Origin of the sequence: Roseateles paludis (assembly GCF_039872745.1) — a bacterium.
Classification (GTDB): domain Bacteria; phylum Pseudomonadota; class Gammaproteobacteria; order Burkholderiales; family Burkholderiaceae_C; genus Pelomonas; species Pelomonas paludis.
In genome coordinates, this window is record NZ_JBDPZD010000005.1 from 103,935 (window position 1) to 120,563 (window position 16,629).

The 16,629-nt window shown below is 65.5% G+C and carries 16 protein-coding genes and 4 tRNA genes; 16 read left to right on the plus strand and 4 right to left on the minus strand.

The genetic code is table 11. The features are described from left to right. The first annotated feature begins 15 nt into the window (after nt 1-15). From truA to ABDJ85_RS16085, 13 genes are all read left to right on the plus strand, one after another. Nucleotides 16-804: a tRNA pseudouridine(38-40) synthase TruA gene (truA, locus tag ABDJ85_RS16025; protein WP_347705803.1), complete on the plus strand. Its 789-nt coding sequence runs from the start codon at nt 16-18 to the stop codon at nt 802-804. Beyond that, nucleotides 801-1,463: a phosphoribosylanthranilate isomerase gene (locus ABDJ85_RS16030; protein ID WP_347705804.1), complete on the plus strand. Its 663-nt coding sequence runs from the start codon at nt 801-803 to the stop codon at nt 1,461-1,463. Before truA ends, ABDJ85_RS16030 begins: the two co-directional genes overlap by 4 nt. Nucleotides 1,464-1,465: 2 nt before the next feature. Then, nucleotides 1,466-2,725 (plus strand): tryptophan synthase subunit beta, encoded by a 1,260-nt coding sequence (gene trpB, locus ABDJ85_RS16035; protein ID WP_347705805.1) that lies wholly within the window; start codon nt 1,466-1,468, stop codon nt 2,723-2,725. Then, on the plus strand, nt 2,725-3,519 hold the full coding sequence (gene trpA / locus ABDJ85_RS16040) for a tryptophan synthase subunit alpha (RefSeq protein ID WP_347705806.1): 795 nt from the start codon (nt 2,725-2,727) through the stop codon (nt 3,517-3,519). Before trpB ends, trpA begins: the two co-directional genes overlap by 1 nt. A 10-nt stretch (nt 3,520-3,529) precedes the next feature. Continuing rightward, nucleotides 3,530-4,402: an acetyl-CoA carboxylase, carboxyltransferase subunit beta gene (gene accD / locus ABDJ85_RS16045; RefSeq protein WP_347705807.1), complete on the plus strand. Its 873-nt coding sequence runs from the start codon at nt 3,530-3,532 to the stop codon at nt 4,400-4,402. Between the two features lie 55 nt (nt 4,403-4,457). Continuing rightward, nucleotides 4,458-5,810 carry a bifunctional tetrahydrofolate synthase/dihydrofolate synthase gene (gene folC / locus ABDJ85_RS16050; RefSeq protein WP_347705808.1) on the plus strand — a complete coding sequence of 451 codons (1,353 nt, stop codon included), beginning with the start codon at nt 4,458-4,460 and terminating at the stop codon, nt 5,808-5,810. A gap of 9 nt (nt 5,811-5,819) precedes the next feature. Next, nucleotides 5,820-6,599, plus strand: a complete 780-nt coding sequence (locus ABDJ85_RS16055; protein ID WP_347705809.1) for an SPOR domain-containing protein — start codon at nt 5,820-5,822, stop codon at nt 6,597-6,599. Beyond that, the gene (locus ABDJ85_RS16060) at nt 6,599-7,144 is read left to right on the plus strand and encodes a CvpA family protein (protein WP_347705810.1); all 546 of its coding nucleotides are present in this window, start codon (nt 6,599-6,601) and stop codon (nt 7,142-7,144) included. The genes ABDJ85_RS16055 and ABDJ85_RS16060 overlap by 1 nt, the downstream gene beginning before the upstream one ends. A gap of 6 nt (nt 7,145-7,150) precedes the next feature. Continuing rightward, nucleotides 7,151-8,662 carry an amidophosphoribosyltransferase gene (gene purF, locus ABDJ85_RS16065; protein ID WP_347705811.1) on the plus strand — a complete coding sequence of 504 codons (1,512 nt, stop codon included), beginning with the start codon at nt 7,151-7,153 and terminating at the stop codon, nt 8,660-8,662. Between the two features lie 30 nt (nt 8,663-8,692). Further along, nucleotides 8,693-10,099 (plus strand): glutamate--tRNA ligase, encoded by a 1,407-nt coding sequence (gene gltX, locus ABDJ85_RS16070; protein WP_347705812.1) that lies wholly within the window; start codon nt 8,693-8,695, stop codon nt 10,097-10,099. Nucleotides 10,100-10,176: 77 nt separating this feature from the next. After that, nucleotides 10,177-10,252, plus strand: a tRNA-Ala gene (locus ABDJ85_RS16075). Between the two features lie 64 nt (nt 10,253-10,316). Next, nucleotides 10,317-10,392: transfer RNA gene (locus tag ABDJ85_RS16080), tRNA-Glu, on the plus strand. Nucleotides 10,393-10,476: 84 nt separating this feature from the next. After that, a tRNA-Asp gene (locus ABDJ85_RS16085) sits at nt 10,477-10,553 on the plus strand. Between the two features lie 198 nt (nt 10,554-10,751). Here the strand turns inward: ABDJ85_RS16085 and ABDJ85_RS16090 are convergent. From ABDJ85_RS16090 to ABDJ85_RS16105, 4 genes are all read right to left on the minus strand, one after another. Further along, a complete protein-coding gene (locus ABDJ85_RS16090; RefSeq protein WP_347705813.1) occupies nt 10,752-11,012 on the minus strand; it encodes a hypothetical protein in 261 nt (86 codons plus the stop codon). A gap of 295 nt (nt 11,013-11,307) precedes the next feature. Continuing rightward, nucleotides 11,308-11,398 (minus strand) — tRNA-Ser (locus ABDJ85_RS16095). Between the two features lie 20 nt (nt 11,399-11,418). Beyond that, entirely contained in the window at nt 11,419-12,327 is a 909-nt protein-coding gene (locus ABDJ85_RS16100; RefSeq protein WP_347705814.1) for an SPFH domain-containing protein, read from the minus strand. A 17-nt stretch (nt 12,328-12,344) separates the two neighbouring features. Continuing rightward, nucleotides 12,345-12,770 (minus strand): NfeD family protein, encoded by a 426-nt coding sequence (locus ABDJ85_RS16105; RefSeq protein ID WP_347705815.1) that lies wholly within the window; start codon nt 12,768-12,770, stop codon nt 12,345-12,347. 107 nt (nt 12,771-12,877) lie between these two features. On the opposite strand from ABDJ85_RS16105, the gene ABDJ85_RS16110 reads away from it, so the two are divergent. The 3 genes from ABDJ85_RS16110 to ABDJ85_RS16120 all read left to right on the plus strand — a co-directional run bounded on the left by ABDJ85_RS16110 (nt 12,878) and on the right by ABDJ85_RS16120 (nt 16,572). Next, nucleotides 12,878-15,145, plus strand: a complete 2,268-nt coding sequence (locus ABDJ85_RS16110) for an Orn/Lys/Arg family decarboxylase (RefSeq protein ID WP_347705816.1) — start codon at nt 12,878-12,880, stop codon at nt 15,143-15,145. A gap of 106 nt (nt 15,146-15,251) precedes the next feature. Then, the gene (locus tag ABDJ85_RS16115) at nt 15,252-16,178 is read left to right on the plus strand and encodes a GGDEF domain-containing protein (RefSeq protein WP_347705817.1); all 927 of its coding nucleotides are present in this window, start codon (nt 15,252-15,254) and stop codon (nt 16,176-16,178) included. A 121-nt stretch (nt 16,179-16,299) separates the two neighbouring features. Further along, nucleotides 16,300-16,572, plus strand: coding sequence for a hypothetical protein (locus tag ABDJ85_RS16120; protein ID WP_347705818.1), 273 nt, complete (start codon nt 16,300-16,302; stop codon nt 16,570-16,572). The last annotated feature ends 57 nt before the right edge of the window (nt 16,573-16,629 follow it).

A 16,629-nucleotide genomic window follows, 5' to 3' on the forward strand; every position in this document is an offset into this window, starting at 1 on the left:
TTTTTCTTTGTCCTCATGCCTCGCATCGCACTCGGCGTTTGCTACCGCGGTTCCGTCTACCAGGGCTGGCAGAGCCAGCCCGGCGGCCGCACGGTGCAGGACGTGCTTGAAAAGGCGCTCCGCCAGTTTGCCGACCAGCCAGTGCGCACACTGTGCGCCGGGCGCACCGACACGGGCGTCCACGCGCTCAACCAGGTCGTGCACTTCGACATCGAGATCGAGCGCGAGCTGTTCTCCTGGGTGCGCGGCGTCAACCGCTACCTGCCGCCCGATGTCGCCGTTCAGTGGAGCCGTGTGGTGTCGTCCGATTTCCATGCCCGCAACAGCGCGCGGGCGCGGCGCTATGCCTACTTGCTGCTCGCATCACCCGTGCGCCCAGCCATCGAGTCCGGCCAAGCGGGCTGGGTCTTCCGGCACCTGGACGAAGCCGCGATGCGGGAGGCCGCCGGCCTGTTGATTGGTGAGCATGACTTCAGCTCCTTCCGTGCGGCCGAGTGCCAGGCGGCGAGCCCGGTCAAGCAACTGCGCGAGATCGCCATCCGCCGCCATGGCGCCTACTGGCGTTTCGAGTTCGAGGCCAACGCCTTCCTGCACCACATGGTGCGCAACCTGATGGGCTGCCTGCTGGCCGTTGGTACGGGCACGCGGCCGGCCGCCTGGGTGGCTGAGGTGTTGGCCGCCCGCAAGCGCGAGGCTGCGGCGCCCACGTTTGCGCCGGACGGGCTCTACTTCCTCGGGCCTCGCTACGATCAAGACCTGCAAATTCCCGAGCGCACTGCTGCTTTCGACTGGCTTCCTGGATGACCCACCGCACTCGCATCAAAGTTTGTGGCCTGCGCCGCGAGGCCGACGTGGCGGCCGCCGTTGAGGCCGGCGCCGACGCCATCGGCTTTGTGTTCTATGCCAAGAGCCCCCGCGCCATCACGCCGCCCGATGCGGCCCGCCTGGCGCGCGTGCTGCCGCCCTTTGTGATGCCGGTGGGGCTGTTCGTCAACGCCAGTGACGCCGAACTGGGCGCTGCGCTGGACGCTGTGCCGAACATGCTGATCCAGTTCCACGGCGATGAGACGGCGGCGCAGTGCGAGCGCGTGCAACGCCCGTACATCCGTGCCGCCCGCATGGCGCCGGGCTTTGACTTGCTAAACTTCGCAGCCTCTTTCACCAGCGCCCAGGCCATCCTGCTCGACGCCCATGTCGACGGCTATGGCGGCGGCGGCAAGGTCTTCGATTGGTCACTCGTTCCTCAAGGCGTTCGCTCTCCGCTCGTTTTGTCTGGTGGGTTGAGTGCAGCCAACGTTGCCGATGGCATTGCCCACGTCCGGCCTTGGGCCGTTGATGTGAGCTCCGGGGTCGAGTCCAGCAAGGGCGTCAAAGATCCCGGTCTGATTCACGAGTTCTGCCGCGCTGTTCGTCAGGCCGACGAACGCCTCGCCGCCGCAGGACTCGATCGCGAAAGACCCTGACCATGTTTGAGTACCAGCAGCCCGATGCCACCGGGCACTTCCGGGCCCCCAGCGGCCCGGTCTACGGCGGCAGCTTTGTCTCCGAGACCCTTGTCCATGCGCTTGACCAGCTCAAGGACGCCTACGCCCACTACCGCAACGACCCCGACTTCGTCGCCGAGTTCAAGAAAGAGCTGGCGCACTTTGTCGGTCGCCCCAGCCCGATCTATCACGCCGAACGATTGAGCCGCGAACTGGGCGGCGCCCAGATCTACCTAAAGCGTGAAGACCTCAACCACACCGGCGCCCACAAGATCAACAACGTGATCGGCCAGGCCCTGCTCGCCAAGCGCATGGGCAAGCCGCGCGTGATCGCCGAAACCGGTGCCGGGCAGCACGGCGTGGCCACGGCCACCATCTGTGCCCGCTACGGGCTGGAGTGCGTGGTCTACATGGGCTCGGAGGACGTCAAGCGCCAGTCGCCCAATGTCTACCGCATGGGCCTGCTGGGCGCGCGCGTGGTACCGGTCGAGTCCGGCAGCAAGACTCTGAAGGACGCCCTCAACGAGGCCATGCGCGACTGGGTCACCCACGTCGACAACACTTTCTACATCATCGGCACTGTGGCGGGCCCGCACCCCTATCCGATGATGGTGCGCGACTTCCAGCGCATCATTGGCGACGAATGCTTGGTGCAGATGCCCGAGATGGTGGGCCGCCAGCCCGACGCCGTCATCGCCTGCGTGGGCGGCGGCTCCAACGCCATCGGCATCTTCTACCCCTACATCCCGCACGAACAGGTGCGCCTGATCGGCGTCGAGGCCGCAGGGCAGGGCGTTGACTCCGGCAAGCACGCCGCCACGCTGTCGGCCGGCAGCCCCGGCGTGCTGCATGGCAACCGCACCTACCTGCTGCAGGATGCTGACGGCCAGATCATCGAGACGCATTCGATCTCCGCCGGGCTCGACTACCCCGGCGTTGGCCCCGAGCACGCCCACCTCAAGGACATCGGCCGTGCCGAGTACGTGGGTGCGACGGACGATGAAGCGCTGACCGCCTTCCACCGCCTGTGCCGCACCGAGGGCATCATCCCGGCGCTCGAATCGAGCCATGCCGTGGCCTACGCCATGAAGCTGGCCCCGACCTTGCCCAAGGACCAGATCCTGCTGGTCAACCTCTCGGGCCGGGGCGACAAGGACATCGGCACGGTGGCTGACCTCGGCAAGGCCGAGTTCTACTGCCGGCCCTCCTGCCGGGGCCAGACCGTGAAGGGAGGCCTGTGATGTCCCGCATCGAAGCCACCTTCAAGCAGTTGAACGGCCGCAAGGCCTTGATTCCCTTTGTCACCGCCGGGGACCCGCACCCCAGCGCAACCGTCGACCTGTTGCTCGCCATGGCCGAGGCCGGGGCCGACGTCATCGAGCTGGGCGTGCCCTTCTCGGATCCCATGGCCGACGGCCCGGTGATCCAGCGTGCCGGTGAGCGCGCGCTCAAGCACGGCATTGGCCTGCGCCAGGTGCTGGACTACGTGCGTGCCTTCCGTGCCCGCAATGCCACCACGCCGCTGGTCCTGATGGGCTACGCCAACCCGGTCGAGCGCTATGGGCAGGACGCCTTCGTGCGCGATGCCGCCGCTGCCGGCGTGGACGGTGTGCTGATCGTGGACTACCCGCCCGAGGAGTGCGAGGGCTTTGCCCAGGCGCTGCGCGGCGTGGGAATGGACGCGATCTTCCTGCTGGCCCCCACCTCCACCGAGGCGCGCATGGCCCAGGTGGGGCGCCTGGCCAGCGGCTACGTCTACTACGTGTCGCTGCGCGGCGTGACCGGTGCCGGCCACCTGGATACCGGGGCCGTGGCCGACATGGTGCCGCGCATCCGCCGGCACGTCAGCGTGCCCGTGGGCGTGGGCTTTGGCATCCGCGACGCTGCCACTGCCAAGGCCGTGGGCGCGGTGTCGGATGCGGTCGTGATCGGCTCCAAGTTGGTAGAACTCCTAGAGCGCCAGCCCGCCGATAATGTGGCCCGCACCGGCGCGGCCTTCATCGCCGAAATCCGCGCCGCGCTCGACACTCTCTGAGGAACGACACATGAGTTGGCTCGACAAACTCCTGCCCCCGAAGATCCAGCAAGGCGACCCGGCGGACCGCCGCAGCGTGCCCGAAGGCCTGTGGATCAAGTGCCCGAGCTGCGAGACGGTGCTCTACAAGACCGACCTGGAGCAGAACGTCAACGTCTGCCCCAAGTGCTCGCACCACCACCGCATTGGCGCGCGGGCGCGGCTCGATGCCTTCCTCGACGGGGAAGGGCGCTACGAGATCGGCCAGGAAGTGCTGCCCGTGGACGCGCTCAAGTTCAAGGACAGCAAGAAGTACCCCGACCGGCTCAAGGAAGCGCTGGAGTCCACCGGCGAGACCGACGCGCTGATCGTGATGGGCGGCGCGGTGATGAGCGTGCCGGTGGTCGTGGCCTGCTTCGAGTTCGACTTCATGGGCGGCTCCATGGGCTCCGTGGTGGGCGAGCGTTTTGTGCGTGGCGTCGAGACCGCCATCGAGCAAAAGACGCCCTTCATCTGCTTCACCGCCACCGGCGGCGCGCGGATGCAGGAAGGCCTGCTCAGCCTGATGCAGATGGCCAAGTCCAATGCCTCGCTCACGCGCCTGGCCAAGGCCAAGTTGCCCTATGTCAGCGTGCTGACCGACCCCACCATGGGCGGCGTGTCGGCCAGCTTCGCCTTCGTGGGTGACATCGTCATTGCCGAGCCCAAGGCCCTGATTGGCTTTGCCGGCCCGCGCGTGATCGAGAACACCGTGCGCGAGAAGCTGCCCGCAGGCTTCCAGCGTGCCGAGTTCCTGATGGAGAAGGGCGCCGTGGACATGATCGTGGACCGTCGCCAACTGCGCGAGACCATCGCACGTAGCCTCGCCATCCTCCAGCGCCAAAGCGCCGACGCTGTGGCTTGATCCTCGTTCCTACTTTCTCGGCCAGACCCCATCAAGGTCTGGCCGTTTTGTTTTCATGAACAGCCTCGACGAATGGCTGGCGCACTGCGAGCGCCTGCATCCCAAGACCATCGACATGACCCTGGATCGCGTGCGCGTGGTCAAGGAGCGCTTGGGGCTTGTGTTCGATGCGCCCGTCGTGGTGGTGGCGGGGACCAATGGCAAGGGTTCGACCTGCGCGATGCTGGAGTCCATCGCGCTCCACGCCGGGTACCGCGTCGGGCTTTACATCAAGCCGCACCTCGTCCACTTCGAAGAGCGTTGCCGCGTCGGTGGTGCACCGGTGGGCGCGGACAGCCTGCTGCCGCATTTCGAGGCTGTCGAGGCTGCTCGTCAAGGCGTCACGCTGACCTACTTCGAGTTCACCACCCTGGCCATCCTGCGACGCCTGCAGCATGAGCCGCTGGACCTGGTGATCCTTGAGGTGGGCCTGGGAGGCCGGCTCGATGCGGTGAACGTCATCGACGCCGACTGCGCCGTCATCACCAGCATCGACCTCGACCACACCGAGTTCCTGGGGCCGGACCGCGAGTCGGTCGGGCGGGAGAAGGCGGGCATCCTGCGCGCCGGCCGTCCGGCGGTGTGCAGCGACCCCATGCCGCCAGCGTCCATCGCGTCGCGTGCGGCCGAGCTGGGCGCAGACCTGCGCCAACTGGGCCGCGACTTTCACTTCAGCGGTGATCGGCAGCAATGGCAGTGGGCGGGCCGCGAGCGTCGTTTCTCTGGCCTGGCCTACCCGGCGCTGCGTGGCGTCAACCAGCTGCTGAACGCGTCGGGCGTGTTGGCCGTCTTTGAGGCGCTGCATGAGCGCTTGCCGGTGGGGGCCCAGGCCATCCGCACGGGGCTCAGCCTCGTTGAGCTGCCCGGCCGCTTCCAGGTCTTGGCTGGCCAGCCCGTGGTGGTGCTGGACGTGGCGCACAACCCGCATGCGGTGGCTGCGCTGGCCCAGAACCTGGACCAGATGGGGTTTTTCCCCCGCACGCTGGCCGTCTTTGGCGCCATGGCAGACAAGGATCTTGCCGGCATCCTCGGCAAGATCGCGCCGCTGGTGGACGCCTGGTACTTCACCGGCCTGCCCTTGCCCCGGGCGGCAACGGCTGCAGGCCTGCAGGCGGGCTTTGAGGCGGCGAGGGCAGGGGGGCAGCTGCGTACGCCGACTTCCCTGCATCTCTCGACGCACGCAACACCACGAGAGGCCTTGGCCGCAGCGGCGGCCGACGCGACCCCCGCCGATAGAATCCTGGTGTTCGGCTCCTTCTATACGGTGGGCGGCGTGCTGGCGGATGGGCCGCCTCGTGTGGTGGCAGGTCGAGACGCTGCGGCAGCCCCGCAAGCAGCCACCGCACTGCCGGGTGCCCCGAACGCATAGGCCAGATCCATGGGTTTGTTTTCCTTCCTTCGTCCCTCGACAGAACCGACCCCCTCCAAGCGCCGCAACGGGCGCGCCGGAGGCGCCACCGAAGCGGACGATGTGCAGCAGCTGCGTCTGCGGGCCAAGCGCCGCTTGATTGGCGCGGCGCTGCTGGTGCTGGTCGGCGTGGTGGTCTTCCCGCTGGTCTTCGAGACCCAGCCTCGGCCGATTCCCGTGGACTTGCCGATCAGCATTCCCAGGAAGGACAGCGTGGCGACCTTGGTCGTGCCGGCGCCAGCACCACAGGCGTCTGAGCCTGCAGCCATGGCCGCGGTTGAGCCGGCCGCCGAGCCGGCATCCAGCGCCAAAGTGGCTGAGAAGGCGACGGACAAGCCGGCAGAAAAAGCAGCAGACAAGGCCGCCAGCACCCCCCGCGCCGCTGACAAATCCGTCGCCAAACCCGCCGAAAAGGCCGCATCCAAGCCGGTCGCCAAGGCGGCAGAGGCCGATGCGGCTCGCATCCAGGCCATGCTTGATGGCAAGGACGCGCCTCGCAAGGCCGAGGCGGCCCCGGGCGGCCAGCGCTTTATCGTGCAGGTGGGCGCGTTCGGTGACGCCAAGGCGGCGCAGGAGATGCGCCACAAGGTGGAGAAGCTGGGACTCAAGACCTACGCGCAGTCCGTGGAGACGCCGGATGGCACCCGGGTGCGCGTGCGTGTGGGTACCTTCGCAACCCGTGATGACGCCGCCAAGGCCGCAGCCAAGCTCCATGCGGCGGGGCTCGCCGGGACGGTGCTGACGCTTTGATGGACAGCGCCACCACGCTCAGCTGGGTCGACCTGGGTCTGATCGTCGTTGTGGCGGCATCGATGGCCGTCGGCCTGTGGCGCGGCCTGGTGTTCGAGGTGCTTTCGCTGGCGGGCTGGGTGGTGGCCTACCTGGGGGCGTCCGCGCTGGCGCCCTGGATGGCACAGCTGCTTCCCGCTGAGCGCCTGGGGGCGCCGCTGACCCATCTGCTGAGCGTGCTGCTGGGCTTTGTCGTCATCCTGATCGTCTGGGGTCTGGCGGCCCGGCTGCTGAAGACCTTGATCCAGGCCTCGCCGCTCTCGCCACTGGACCGCCTGGGTGGCGGTTGCTTCGGCGTGCTGCGCGCGGTGCTGATCGGGATGATCGTGGTTCTGGTGGTCAGCCACACGCGCCTGGCCGAAACCCCAACCTGGCGTGCTTCGCGCGCGGTGCCGGCGCTTGCCGCACTGCTGCAAAGCCTGCAACCCCTGCTGCCGGAGGCCATGGGGCGTCTGGTGAAACTGCCCGCGTCGGCTTCTGCGGCCGACCTGAAACTGAAGGATTGATCTGCCATGTGCGGCATCGTTGGCACGCTCGCTGCCACCCCAGTCAACCAACTCATCTATGACGCCTTGCTGCTGCTCCAGCACCGGGGGCAGGATGCAGCCGGGATCGTCACCATGCAGGGCCACAAGTGCTTCATGCACAAGGCGCGCGGCATGGTGCGCGACGTCTTCCGCACCCGCAATATGCGGGCGCTGCCTGGCCACATCGGCTTGGGGCAGGTGCGTTACCCCACGGCCGGCAACGCCTACAACGAGGAAGAGGCCCAGCCCTTCTACGTGAACGCGCCGTTCGGCATCGTGCTCGTGCACAACGGCAACCTGACCAATGCGCTCAGCCTCAAGTCTGAGCTGTTCGATATCGATCGCCGCCACATCAACACCGAGAGCGATACCGAGGTGCTGATCAATGTGCTGGCGCACGAACTGGAGCTGGCAGCGCGCAATCTGCCGCTAACGCCCAAGGAGATCTTCACCGCGGTGCGTGCGGTGCAGCGCCGCATCAAGGGCTCCTATGCGGTGATCGCCTTGATTGCCGGCTATGGCCTGCTGGCCTTCCGCGACCCGTTCGGCATCCGCCCGCTGTGCTTTGGCCGCGCTGCCAATGGTGACTTCATGGTGGCGAGCGAAAGCGTCGCCCTGGAAGGCACCGGCCATGTGCTGGAACGCGATGTGGCCCCCGGTGAGGCGCTGTTCCTGGACATGAACGGCAAGCTGTTCACCGAGCAGTGCAATGACCGCCCGGTGCTCAACCCCTGCATGTTCGAGTACGTCTACCTGGCCCGCCCCGACTCGGTGATGGACGGCATCTCGGTCTACCAGGCTCGTCTGAACATGGGCGAGACCTTGGCACAGCGCGTGATCTCGACCATGCCGCCCAGCGAGATCGACGTCGTGATCCCGATCCCTGAGTCAAGCCGGCCATCGGCCATGCAACTGGCCCACCGGATCGGCAAGCCCTACCGCGAGGGCTTCGTCAAGAACCGCTACGTGGGGCGTACCTTCATCATGCCGGGCCAGTCGGCCCGCAAGAAGTCCGTGCGCCAGAAGCTCAACGCCATCGGCCTGGAGTTCAAGAACCGCAACGTGCTGCTGGTGGACGACTCCATCGTGCGTGGCACCACCTCCAAGGAAATCGTCCAGATGGCCCGCGAGGCTGGTGCGCGCAAGGTGTACCTGGCGTCGGCCGCTCCGCCGGTGCGCTTCCCCAACGTCTACGGCATCGACATGCCAACGCAGGAGGAGCTGATCGCGCACGGACGCAGCATCGAAGAGGTGCGGGCCTACATCGGGGCCGACGCGCTGATCTACCAGGATGTAGACGCGATGAAGCGCGTCGTTGCAGCCTTGCGGCCCGGCCTGGCCGGCTTTGAGGCCAGTTGCTTTGATGGGCACTACATCACCGGCGACGTCTCGCTCGAAGACTTTGCCGCCATGCGTGAGCAGCGCACGTCACAGGTCGACGAAGAACTCGCAGAGGCGCGCAGCCGTCTCGCCCTGCAAAACCGCAGTGACGCCTGATCGCTGCCGCATTTCCTGAACCATTTCCTGATGTCCGCTTCTGCTTTCAACAAAGTGCGCACGCGCATCGCGCCGTCGCCAACTGGCTTCCTCCACCTGGGTACCGCGCGGACAGCGCTCTACTCCTGGGCCTTTGCGCGCCACCATGGTGGCGAGTTTGTGCTGCGCATCGAAGACACCGATGTCGCTCGTTCGACCCAGGACTCGGTGGACCAGATCCTGGCCGCCATGCACTGGCTGGGGCTCGACTACGACGATGGCCCGATCTACCAACTGCAACGTCTCGACCGCTACCGTGAGGTGGTGGACGGCATGCTGGCTGCGGGTACGGCCTACCGCTGCTACACCACGCCCGATGAGCTCAACGCCATGAAAGCCGCGCAGGAAGCGCGTGGCGAGAAGCGTCGGTACGACGGCACTTGGCGCCCCGAGCCCGGCAAGGTGCTGCCACCGGTGCCAACCGGCGTGACGCCCGTGATCCGGTTCAAGAACCCCTTGGACGGCGACGTGCAGTGGGATGACCTCGTCAAGGGTTCGATCAACATCTCCAATCGCGAGATCGATGACCTGATCATCGTCCGCGCCGATGGCATCCCCACCTACAACTTCGCCGTCGTGGTGGACGACTGGGACATGCAGATCAGCCACGTCTTCCGCGGCGATGAGCATGTCAACAACACGCCCTGGCAGATCAACATCTTCCGGGCCCTGGGGGCGCCGCTGCCGCAGTTCGGGCACCTGCCCATCATCCTTGGCGACGATGGGCTCAAGCTGTCCAAACGCCGCGGAGCCGTGAGCGTCACTGCCTACGCCGACAACGGCTATCTGCCCGAGGCGATGCTGAACTACCTGTCTCGCCTGGGCTGGAGCCATGGCGACGACGAGCTGTTCACCGCTGAACAGATGGTGGCCTGGTTCGACGGCAGCCACCTTTCCAAGAGTCCCGCCCAGTGGGACCCAGCCAAGCTCGATTGGGTCAATGCCCAGTACATCAAGCAGGCTGACGACGGCCGCCTCGCCGCGTGGCTGGTCGAGCGCCTTGGGCAGGAGGGGCTGGACGTCAGTACCGAGCGCCTGGTGCCGATGGTTCGTCTCTACAAGGACCGCTGCGCCACACAGCTTCAACTCGCCGAATGGGTCCGGCTGCACTTTGTGCGCCCGGAGATCAGCGACGCTGACCGCGCCCAGCACTTGACCGACGCGGTCCGCCCTGCCGTCCAAGCGCTGGCGCAGCGTCTTGATGCGCTGCAGGACTGGGACGCCCCCAGCATCTCCGCCGTCTTCAAGGCCTGCCTGGCGGAGTTCGGTCTCAAAATGCCTCAACTCGCGATACCCGTCCGCGTGCTGGCCTGCGGACGCAGCCAGACGCCGTCGGTGGACGCCGTCCTCGCACTGTTCGATAAAAAAGTTCTGGTCGAACGCTTGCAGGCCTACTGAAATCTGGTCTATACTCTTGGTCTCGCTTGAACGGCGCGCTTCACAAGGTAATTGACAAATTACCCTGTGACCCGAAAGGGGGTATAGCTCAGCTGGGAGAGCGCTTGCATGGCATGCAAGAGGTCAGCGGTTCGATCCCGCTTACCTCCACCAAATATCTGGCAGCAGTTTGCTGCAAACGATATGGGTGGCGCGCAGTTCAGGTGCCGAAGAATTTGTCCCCTTCGTCTAGAGGCCTAGGACACCACCCTTTCACGGTGGCTACAGGGGTTCGAATCCCCTAGGGGACGCCAACCTGTTTGGCAATCCCGTCGCAAGACGGGCGAGTTTGATGAGCTTGGATGTCGTCGCAAGACGGTATCGAAATCATCCCACGCGGAGTGGTAGTTCAGTTGGTTAGAATACCGGCCTGTCACGCCGGGGGTCGCGGGTTCGAGCCCCGTCCACTCCGCCAAATGGTTTAAAAGAATGCGCTGAATTCGAAAGAATTCAGCGCATTTTCTTTTGCGCAATCAACAGGTGGCATATTGCCGTAGATATCGCCGATGGATTTGGCGAATATCGGGCCGGTAGTAACTCTTCGAAGCGTGAAGGCTGGCCGAGCGGTAGCTGGGTAGACGGTCGCGGATGAACGGGCTAAGCCTGTTGAACGTCAGGAAACGCCGCGCTGGGGATTGGGTGCTGTGCCGTGCTCATCCGTCGAACCGCCGCCATGGCCCTGATCTTCGGCGCCGGTGCGGTTTTCGGTAGCGGGGCGCTGCGGCTCAGGAGCCGGATTGCTGCGCTTGCCGGTCACGATCAGCCGCGCAAGCTTCACGACCTCGCTGGCCTCACTGGTCGCCGGGCTCAGTGCGAGCAGCGCCGCCAGTGCGCAGGCGAAGATTCCGAAGCGAGAGGTTTGATTCAGCGGCATGACCAACTCCGAGCCCGAGCAATGCGGTGGATACGGCCTGCACTGTGACTCGCTCGGCAGCGAGACGCGAGCAGCTTGCGATGAACTGCCTGAATGCAGCCATGAACTGCATTTTCATGCTGCGCAATGGACGCGCTGAAGCAGCGCTGCCAAGCAGAAACCCACCGTTGGGTGTAGTCCGCCAGTGTAGCGGCGACACCGCTCGGGAGGGCGGGCAGCCCCAGGCCGATCGCATGAAATGCACGTCAAGAAAAGCAAAAGCCCAGGGTCATCGACCTTGGGCTTGCGGCGTTGCTGGCGGAGAGGGCGGGATTCGAACCCGCGGTGGGCTATTAACCCACACACGCTTTCCAGGCGTGCGACTTAAACCGCTCATCCACCTCTCCGTGCAGCCAAGTATTCTAGCTCAGGTCTTGTGGGCCTTGATGAGAGCCATGGCGCTGCCGATAAGGGCTGACACCTCACCGAGATTGCTCGGGACGATCAGGGTGTTGTTCTTCTGTGCGAGCTGAGCAAAGGCATCGACGGCGCGTTCGGCCACCTTGAGCTGGACGGCTTGTTCGCCGCCCGGCTGTTGGATGGCGGATGCGATCTTGCGGATGGCGTCTGCTGTAGCGTCAGCCACAGAGGTGATGGCGGCGGCTTCGCCCTGGGCCTTGTTGATGTCGGCCTGCTTCTCGCCCTCGGACTTGGCGATGGCGGATTCACGCTCGCCGGTGGCGATGTTGATCTGCTCCTGGCGGCGCCCTTCAGACGCGGCGATCAAGGCGCGCTTCTCGCGCTCGGCCGTGATCTGGGCTTGCATGGAGCGCAGGATCTCGGCCGGGGGCGTCAGGTCCTTGATTTCGTAGCGCAGCACCTTGACGCCCCAATTGAGCGCGGCTTCATCGAGGGCTTGCACCACGGCGCTGTTGATGGAGTTGCGCTCCTCAAAGGTCTTGTCCAGCTCCATGCGGCCAATGACGGACCGCAACGTGGTCTGGGCGAGCTGTGTGATGGCGATCACGTAGTTGCTGGCGCCATAGCTTGCACGCATCGGGTCAGTCACCTGGAAGTACAGGATGCCGTCGACGGTGAGCTGCGTGTTGTCCTTGGTGATGCAGACCTGGCTGGGCACGTCGAGCGCGATTTCCTTGAGCGAGTGCTGGTAGGCCAGCCGATCAACGAAAGGGACCAGGAAGTTCAGGCCGGGCGTGAGCGTGGCGTGGTACTTGCCAAGTCGCTCGACCACCCAGGCGTGCTGCTGGGGCACGACCTTGATCGAGCGCACGACAAAGACGGCGGCGATGACGAGGAGGATGAGGGCGATTTCCATGGGGCTTAGCTCCGGGTTCAGCGGTCCAGCAGCAGGCAATTGCCGTCCAGCGCGCGGATGGTGTGGCGGCCAGGGGCGGCCGGTGGGGTGCCGATGAAGCGGGCTTGCCAACGGGCGCCGCGGTGTTGGACCTCGGCCCGGTCGTCCTGCCAGGCGGGCACCTCGACAGATTGGCCGATGTCGAGATTGACGTCGGGGTTGGCCGCAGCCGGCAGTGCAGTCGGATGGCGCTGACGCCGCTGGTACCAGCCCGCGATGCCCAAGCCGGCGACGGCTGCGGCGGCCAGGAATTGGGTCGTCATGCCCAGGTGCAGATGCGCCGCAAGCGCGCCCGCAGCGGCCCCGATGGACAGCATCAGCAGGTAGAAGGTGCCGGTCAGCAACTCGGCGGCCACCAGTGCGCCGGCAACCAGCCACCACAGTGTGGAGGTGTTCAAGTCCATGGCTGAGTGAACTCCCTTCTCTGTCAGGTCCGGCGCAGTGTAGTTCTGCAACACATGGCGCCCTACACTGCGCGCCGCTTTTGTGATCCCGCCCGCTGGAGGCTTTGATGCAGCGCTTTCGCTTTCCGATCGTCATCATTGACGAGGACTACCGTTCAGAAAACACCTCCGGGCTGGGGATTCGGGCATTGGCCGAGGCCATCCAGAAGGAAGGCATGGAGGTGCTGGGCGTCACCAGCTATGGCGACCTGAGCCAGTTCGCCCAGCAGCAGAGCCGGGCCTCGGCCTTCATCCTGTCCATCGACGATGAGGAGTTCACACCGGGTCCCGAGCTCGACCCCGCCGTGTTGAACCTGCGCAAGTTCATTGGCGAGATTCGATTCCGCAACCCGGACATCCCGATCTACGTCTACGGCGAGACCCGCACCAGCCAGCACTTGCCCAACGACGTGCTGCGCGAGCTGCATGGCTTCATCCACATGTTCGAGGACACGCCCGAGTTCGTGGCCCGGCACATCATCCGTGAGGCCCGCAGTTACCTCGATGGTCTGGCGCCGCCTTTCTTCAAGGCCTTGATGGACTATGCGCAGGACGGCTCCTACTCCTGGCACTGCCCGGGGCACAGTGGTGGCGTGGCCTTCCTGAAGAGCCCGGTGGGCCAGATGTTCCACCAGTTCTTTGGCGAGAACATGCTGCGCGCCGACGTCTGCAATGCCGTGGAAGAGCTGGGCCAACTGCTGGACCACACGGGCCCCGTGGCGGCCAGCGAGAAGAACGCGGCGCGCATCTTCAATGCGGACCACTGCTTCTTTGTCACCAACGGCACCTCCACCTCCAACAAGATGGTGTGGCACCACACGGTGGCGCCGGGCGACGTGGTGGTGATCGACCGCAACTGCCACAAGAGCAACCTGCACGCCATCATCATGTGCGGCGCTATCCCCGTGTTCCTCACGCCCACGCGCAACCACTACGGGATCATCGGCCCCATCCCCGAGAGCGAGTTCAGCGCCGACGCGATCCGCGCCAAGATCGCCGCCAACCCGCTGCTGCGGCACGTCGACCCGGAAACCGTGCAGCCGTCCATCATGACGCTGACCCAGAGCACCTACGACGGCGTGCTCTACAACACCGAGGTCATCAAGCAGAAGCTTGACGGCTATGTGCCCACGCTGCACTTTGACGAAGCCTGGCTGCCGCACGCTGCCTTCCATGACTTCTACGGCCAGTTCCATGCCATGGGCAAGAACCGTCCGCGTCCCAAGGAGGCCATGGTCTACGCCACGCAGAGCACGCACAAGCTGCTGGCTGGCATCTCGCAGGCCAGCCAGGTGCTGGTGCAGGACTCGCAGACGGTGAAGCTGGACAAGCACCTCTTCAACGAGGCTTACCTGATGCACACCTCCACCTCGCCGCAGTACTCGATCATTGCGAGCTGCGATGTGGCGGCGGCCATGATGGAGCCGCCGGGGGGGACGGCGCTGGTGGAGGAGAGCATCCGCGAATCGCTCGACTTCCGTCGCGCCATGCGCAAGGTCGACGAGGACTACGGCGACGACTGGTGGTTCAAGGTCTGGGGGCCCGACTTCCTGCGCGCCGAAGAGGGCGCCGAGCCTATGGCCGCCGACTGGATGCTGCATGCCAACGAAGACTGGCATGGCTTCGGCGGCTTGGCCGAAGGCTTCAACATGCTGGACCCGATCAAGTCCACCATCATCACGCCCGGGCTGGACATGGAGGGGCGCTTTGCCTCGACGGGTATCCCGGCCTCGGTGGTGACCAAGTTCCTGGTCGAGCACGGCGTGGTCGTCGAGAAGACGGGCCTCTACTCGTTCTTCATCATGTTCACCATCGGCATCACCAAGGGCCGCTGGAACACGCTGCTGACGGCGCTGCAGCAGTTCAAGGACGATTACGACCGCAACGCGCCGCTGTGGCGCATCCTGCCGGAGTTTTGTGCGGCGCACCCCAAGTACGAGCGCATGGGCCTGCGCGACCTCTGCCAGAGCATCCATCAGGCCTATGCCGAGGGCGACATCGCCCGGCTGACCACGGACATGTACCTGTCCAACCTGCAGCCTGCGATGACGCCGACCGACGCCTACGCCTGCATTGCCCAGCGCCGCACCGAGCGTGTCGCCATCGACCACCTGGAAGGCCGCATCACCACCAGCCTGCTCACGCCCTACCCGCCGGGCATTCCGCTGCTGATCCCGGGCGAGCGCTTCAACCGCAAGATCGTGGACTACCTGAAGTTCACCCGCGCGTTCAACGACAAGTTCCCCGGCTTTGCGACCGACGTGCACGGCCTGGTCCATGAGGTGGACGAAGCCACAGGGCGGGGCGCCTACTTTGTGGATTGCGTGCGAGATTGAACTGAAACGCCCAGTCGGGACCGATTTCACGCCTTAATCCATGGCAGGGCGCTGGCCGTACTGCCATAGTTGAGGGATTCTTTGGGCCTGCATTCGGAGCGCCTTCATGTCCTCTCCCTCGTCGCACGATGACCTCACCGCTGTCCGCATGCGCACGCTGCTGCTGCGTGCCCCGCTGGCCGTGGCTTTTGTCGTCAATGACAGCTTTGCCGTCGTCAGCGAGCACTTCAGCCACCTGTTTGGCCATGGTGATGACGCTGATCTGACCGGCAAATCCATCCGCCAGGTCTTGACCAATGACACGGCCTTTGCTTCGCTGCGCGAAAAGGCGCATGCGGCCGCACTGGCGGGCCGCCCGTTCGACGAAGAGGTCGAGTGCGCCCGCCGCGACGGCAGTCGCTTCTGGGCACGCTTGCAGGTCACGCCGCTGCACTGGGAGGCGCCCGAGGGCGAGGCCATGTGGGTGGTCGAGGACGTCACCGCCGCCCGGGCCCAGCGTCTTCAGCCCACCTGGACAGCCAAGCATGACAGCCTGACCGAGCTGGTCAATCGCCGTGAGTTCGAGCGCCGCCTGAGCGAGCACGTCGGCAGCCGGCGTGGCGAGCCCGTTTCCGTGCTGGCTGTGGACGTCGACAACTTCTCGGAAGTCGTCAAAGGCATGGGCGCCGAGGTGGGCGACCATTTCCTGTACGGACTCGGCCAGTTGCTACAGGCCAAGGTGCGGGCGTCTGACCTCGTCGCCCGGCTGGAAGAGGACCATTTCGCCGTGCTGCTGCCCGACTGCGACTCGCACTACGCCGAGATCGTGGCCGAGAAGGTGCGGTCGGCCGTTGCGGGCTACCGTTTGCATTGGGGCCTGCACCGGGCTCGCGTCAAGGCCAGCATCGGCGTCGTCCAGGTGCAGCCCACGCTCGACACGCCGGAGGGGGTGATCGGTGCCGCCACCATGGCCTGCGCCGAGGCCAAGGCCGCCGGCGGCGACAGCGTGCGGGTCTTCGTGTCGACCGGCGCGTTCGACCAATTGGCAGGCTGAAGACCCGCCAATCCCTCTCCAAGGCCCAAACTGCGCCGGAATTGGCGCTTTTCCTGGGCCCATTTCCGGCTTTTGGCGGGGCGCACTGGTGTTATGCCGGGCAGAGGCAGACAATTGGCCCATGAACGTCGCCCTGTCCACCGCGCTGTCGGGCATCTCCGCCGCAAACGAGCGCCTGCGCGCCGCTGCTGCGAACATCGCCAACCTGGCGGCCTCCAGCCAGACGCGCGGCAGTGCCGAGCCCACCAATGTGGACAAGCGGCCCGAGGTTGAAATCAACCCCGCCAACGAGATCGTGGAGCAGCAATCGGCGTCGTATGCCTACGTGGCCAACCTCAAGGTGCTGACGACGCAGCTCAACACGACTGGCGCGCTGCTCGATATCAAGACCTAAGATTTCGAGCACCCAAGCAAAACGGCCGACTCAATGTCGGCCGTTCGCTTTTTGGGG

Coding starts and splice junctions, on each gene's coding strand:
- truA (WP_347705803.1), top strand. CDS start 16: ATGCCTCGCATCGCACTCGGCGTTTGCTACCGCGGTTCCGTCTACCAG.
- ABDJ85_RS16030 (WP_347705804.1), top strand. CDS start 801: ATGACCCACCGCACTCGCATCAAAGTTTGTGGCCTGCGCCGCGAGGCC.
- trpB (WP_347705805.1), top strand. CDS start 1,466: ATGTTTGAGTACCAGCAGCCCGATGCCACCGGGCACTTCCGGGCCCCC.
- trpA (WP_347705806.1), top strand. CDS start 2,725: ATGTCCCGCATCGAAGCCACCTTCAAGCAGTTGAACGGCCGCAAGGCC.
- accD (WP_347705807.1), top strand. CDS start 3,530: ATGAGTTGGCTCGACAAACTCCTGCCCCCGAAGATCCAGCAAGGCGAC.
- folC (WP_347705808.1), top strand. CDS start 4,458: ATGAACAGCCTCGACGAATGGCTGGCGCACTGCGAGCGCCTGCATCCC.
- ABDJ85_RS16055 (WP_347705809.1), top strand. CDS start 5,820: ATGGGTTTGTTTTCCTTCCTTCGTCCCTCGACAGAACCGACCCCCTCC.
- ABDJ85_RS16060 (WP_347705810.1), top strand. CDS start 6,599: ATGGACAGCGCCACCACGCTCAGCTGGGTCGACCTGGGTCTGATCGTC.
- purF (WP_347705811.1), top strand. CDS start 7,151: ATGTGCGGCATCGTTGGCACGCTCGCTGCCACCCCAGTCAACCAACTC.
- gltX (WP_347705812.1), top strand. CDS start 8,693: ATGTCCGCTTCTGCTTTCAACAAAGTGCGCACGCGCATCGCGCCGTCG.
- ABDJ85_RS16090 (WP_347705813.1), bottom strand. CDS start 11,012: ATGCCGCTGAATCAAACCTCTCGCTTCGGAATCTTCGCCTGCGCACTG.
- ABDJ85_RS16100 (WP_347705814.1), bottom strand. CDS start 12,327: ATGGAAATCGCCCTCATCCTCCTCGTCATCGCCGCCGTCTTTGTCGTG.
- ABDJ85_RS16105 (WP_347705815.1), bottom strand. CDS start 12,770: ATGGACTTGAACACCTCCACACTGTGGTGGCTGGTTGCCGGCGCACTG.
- ABDJ85_RS16110 (WP_347705816.1), top strand. CDS start 12,878: ATGCAGCGCTTTCGCTTTCCGATCGTCATCATTGACGAGGACTACCGT.
- ABDJ85_RS16115 (WP_347705817.1), top strand. CDS start 15,252: ATGTCCTCTCCCTCGTCGCACGATGACCTCACCGCTGTCCGCATGCGC.
- ABDJ85_RS16120 (WP_347705818.1), top strand. CDS start 16,300: ATGAACGTCGCCCTGTCCACCGCGCTGTCGGGCATCTCCGCCGCAAAC.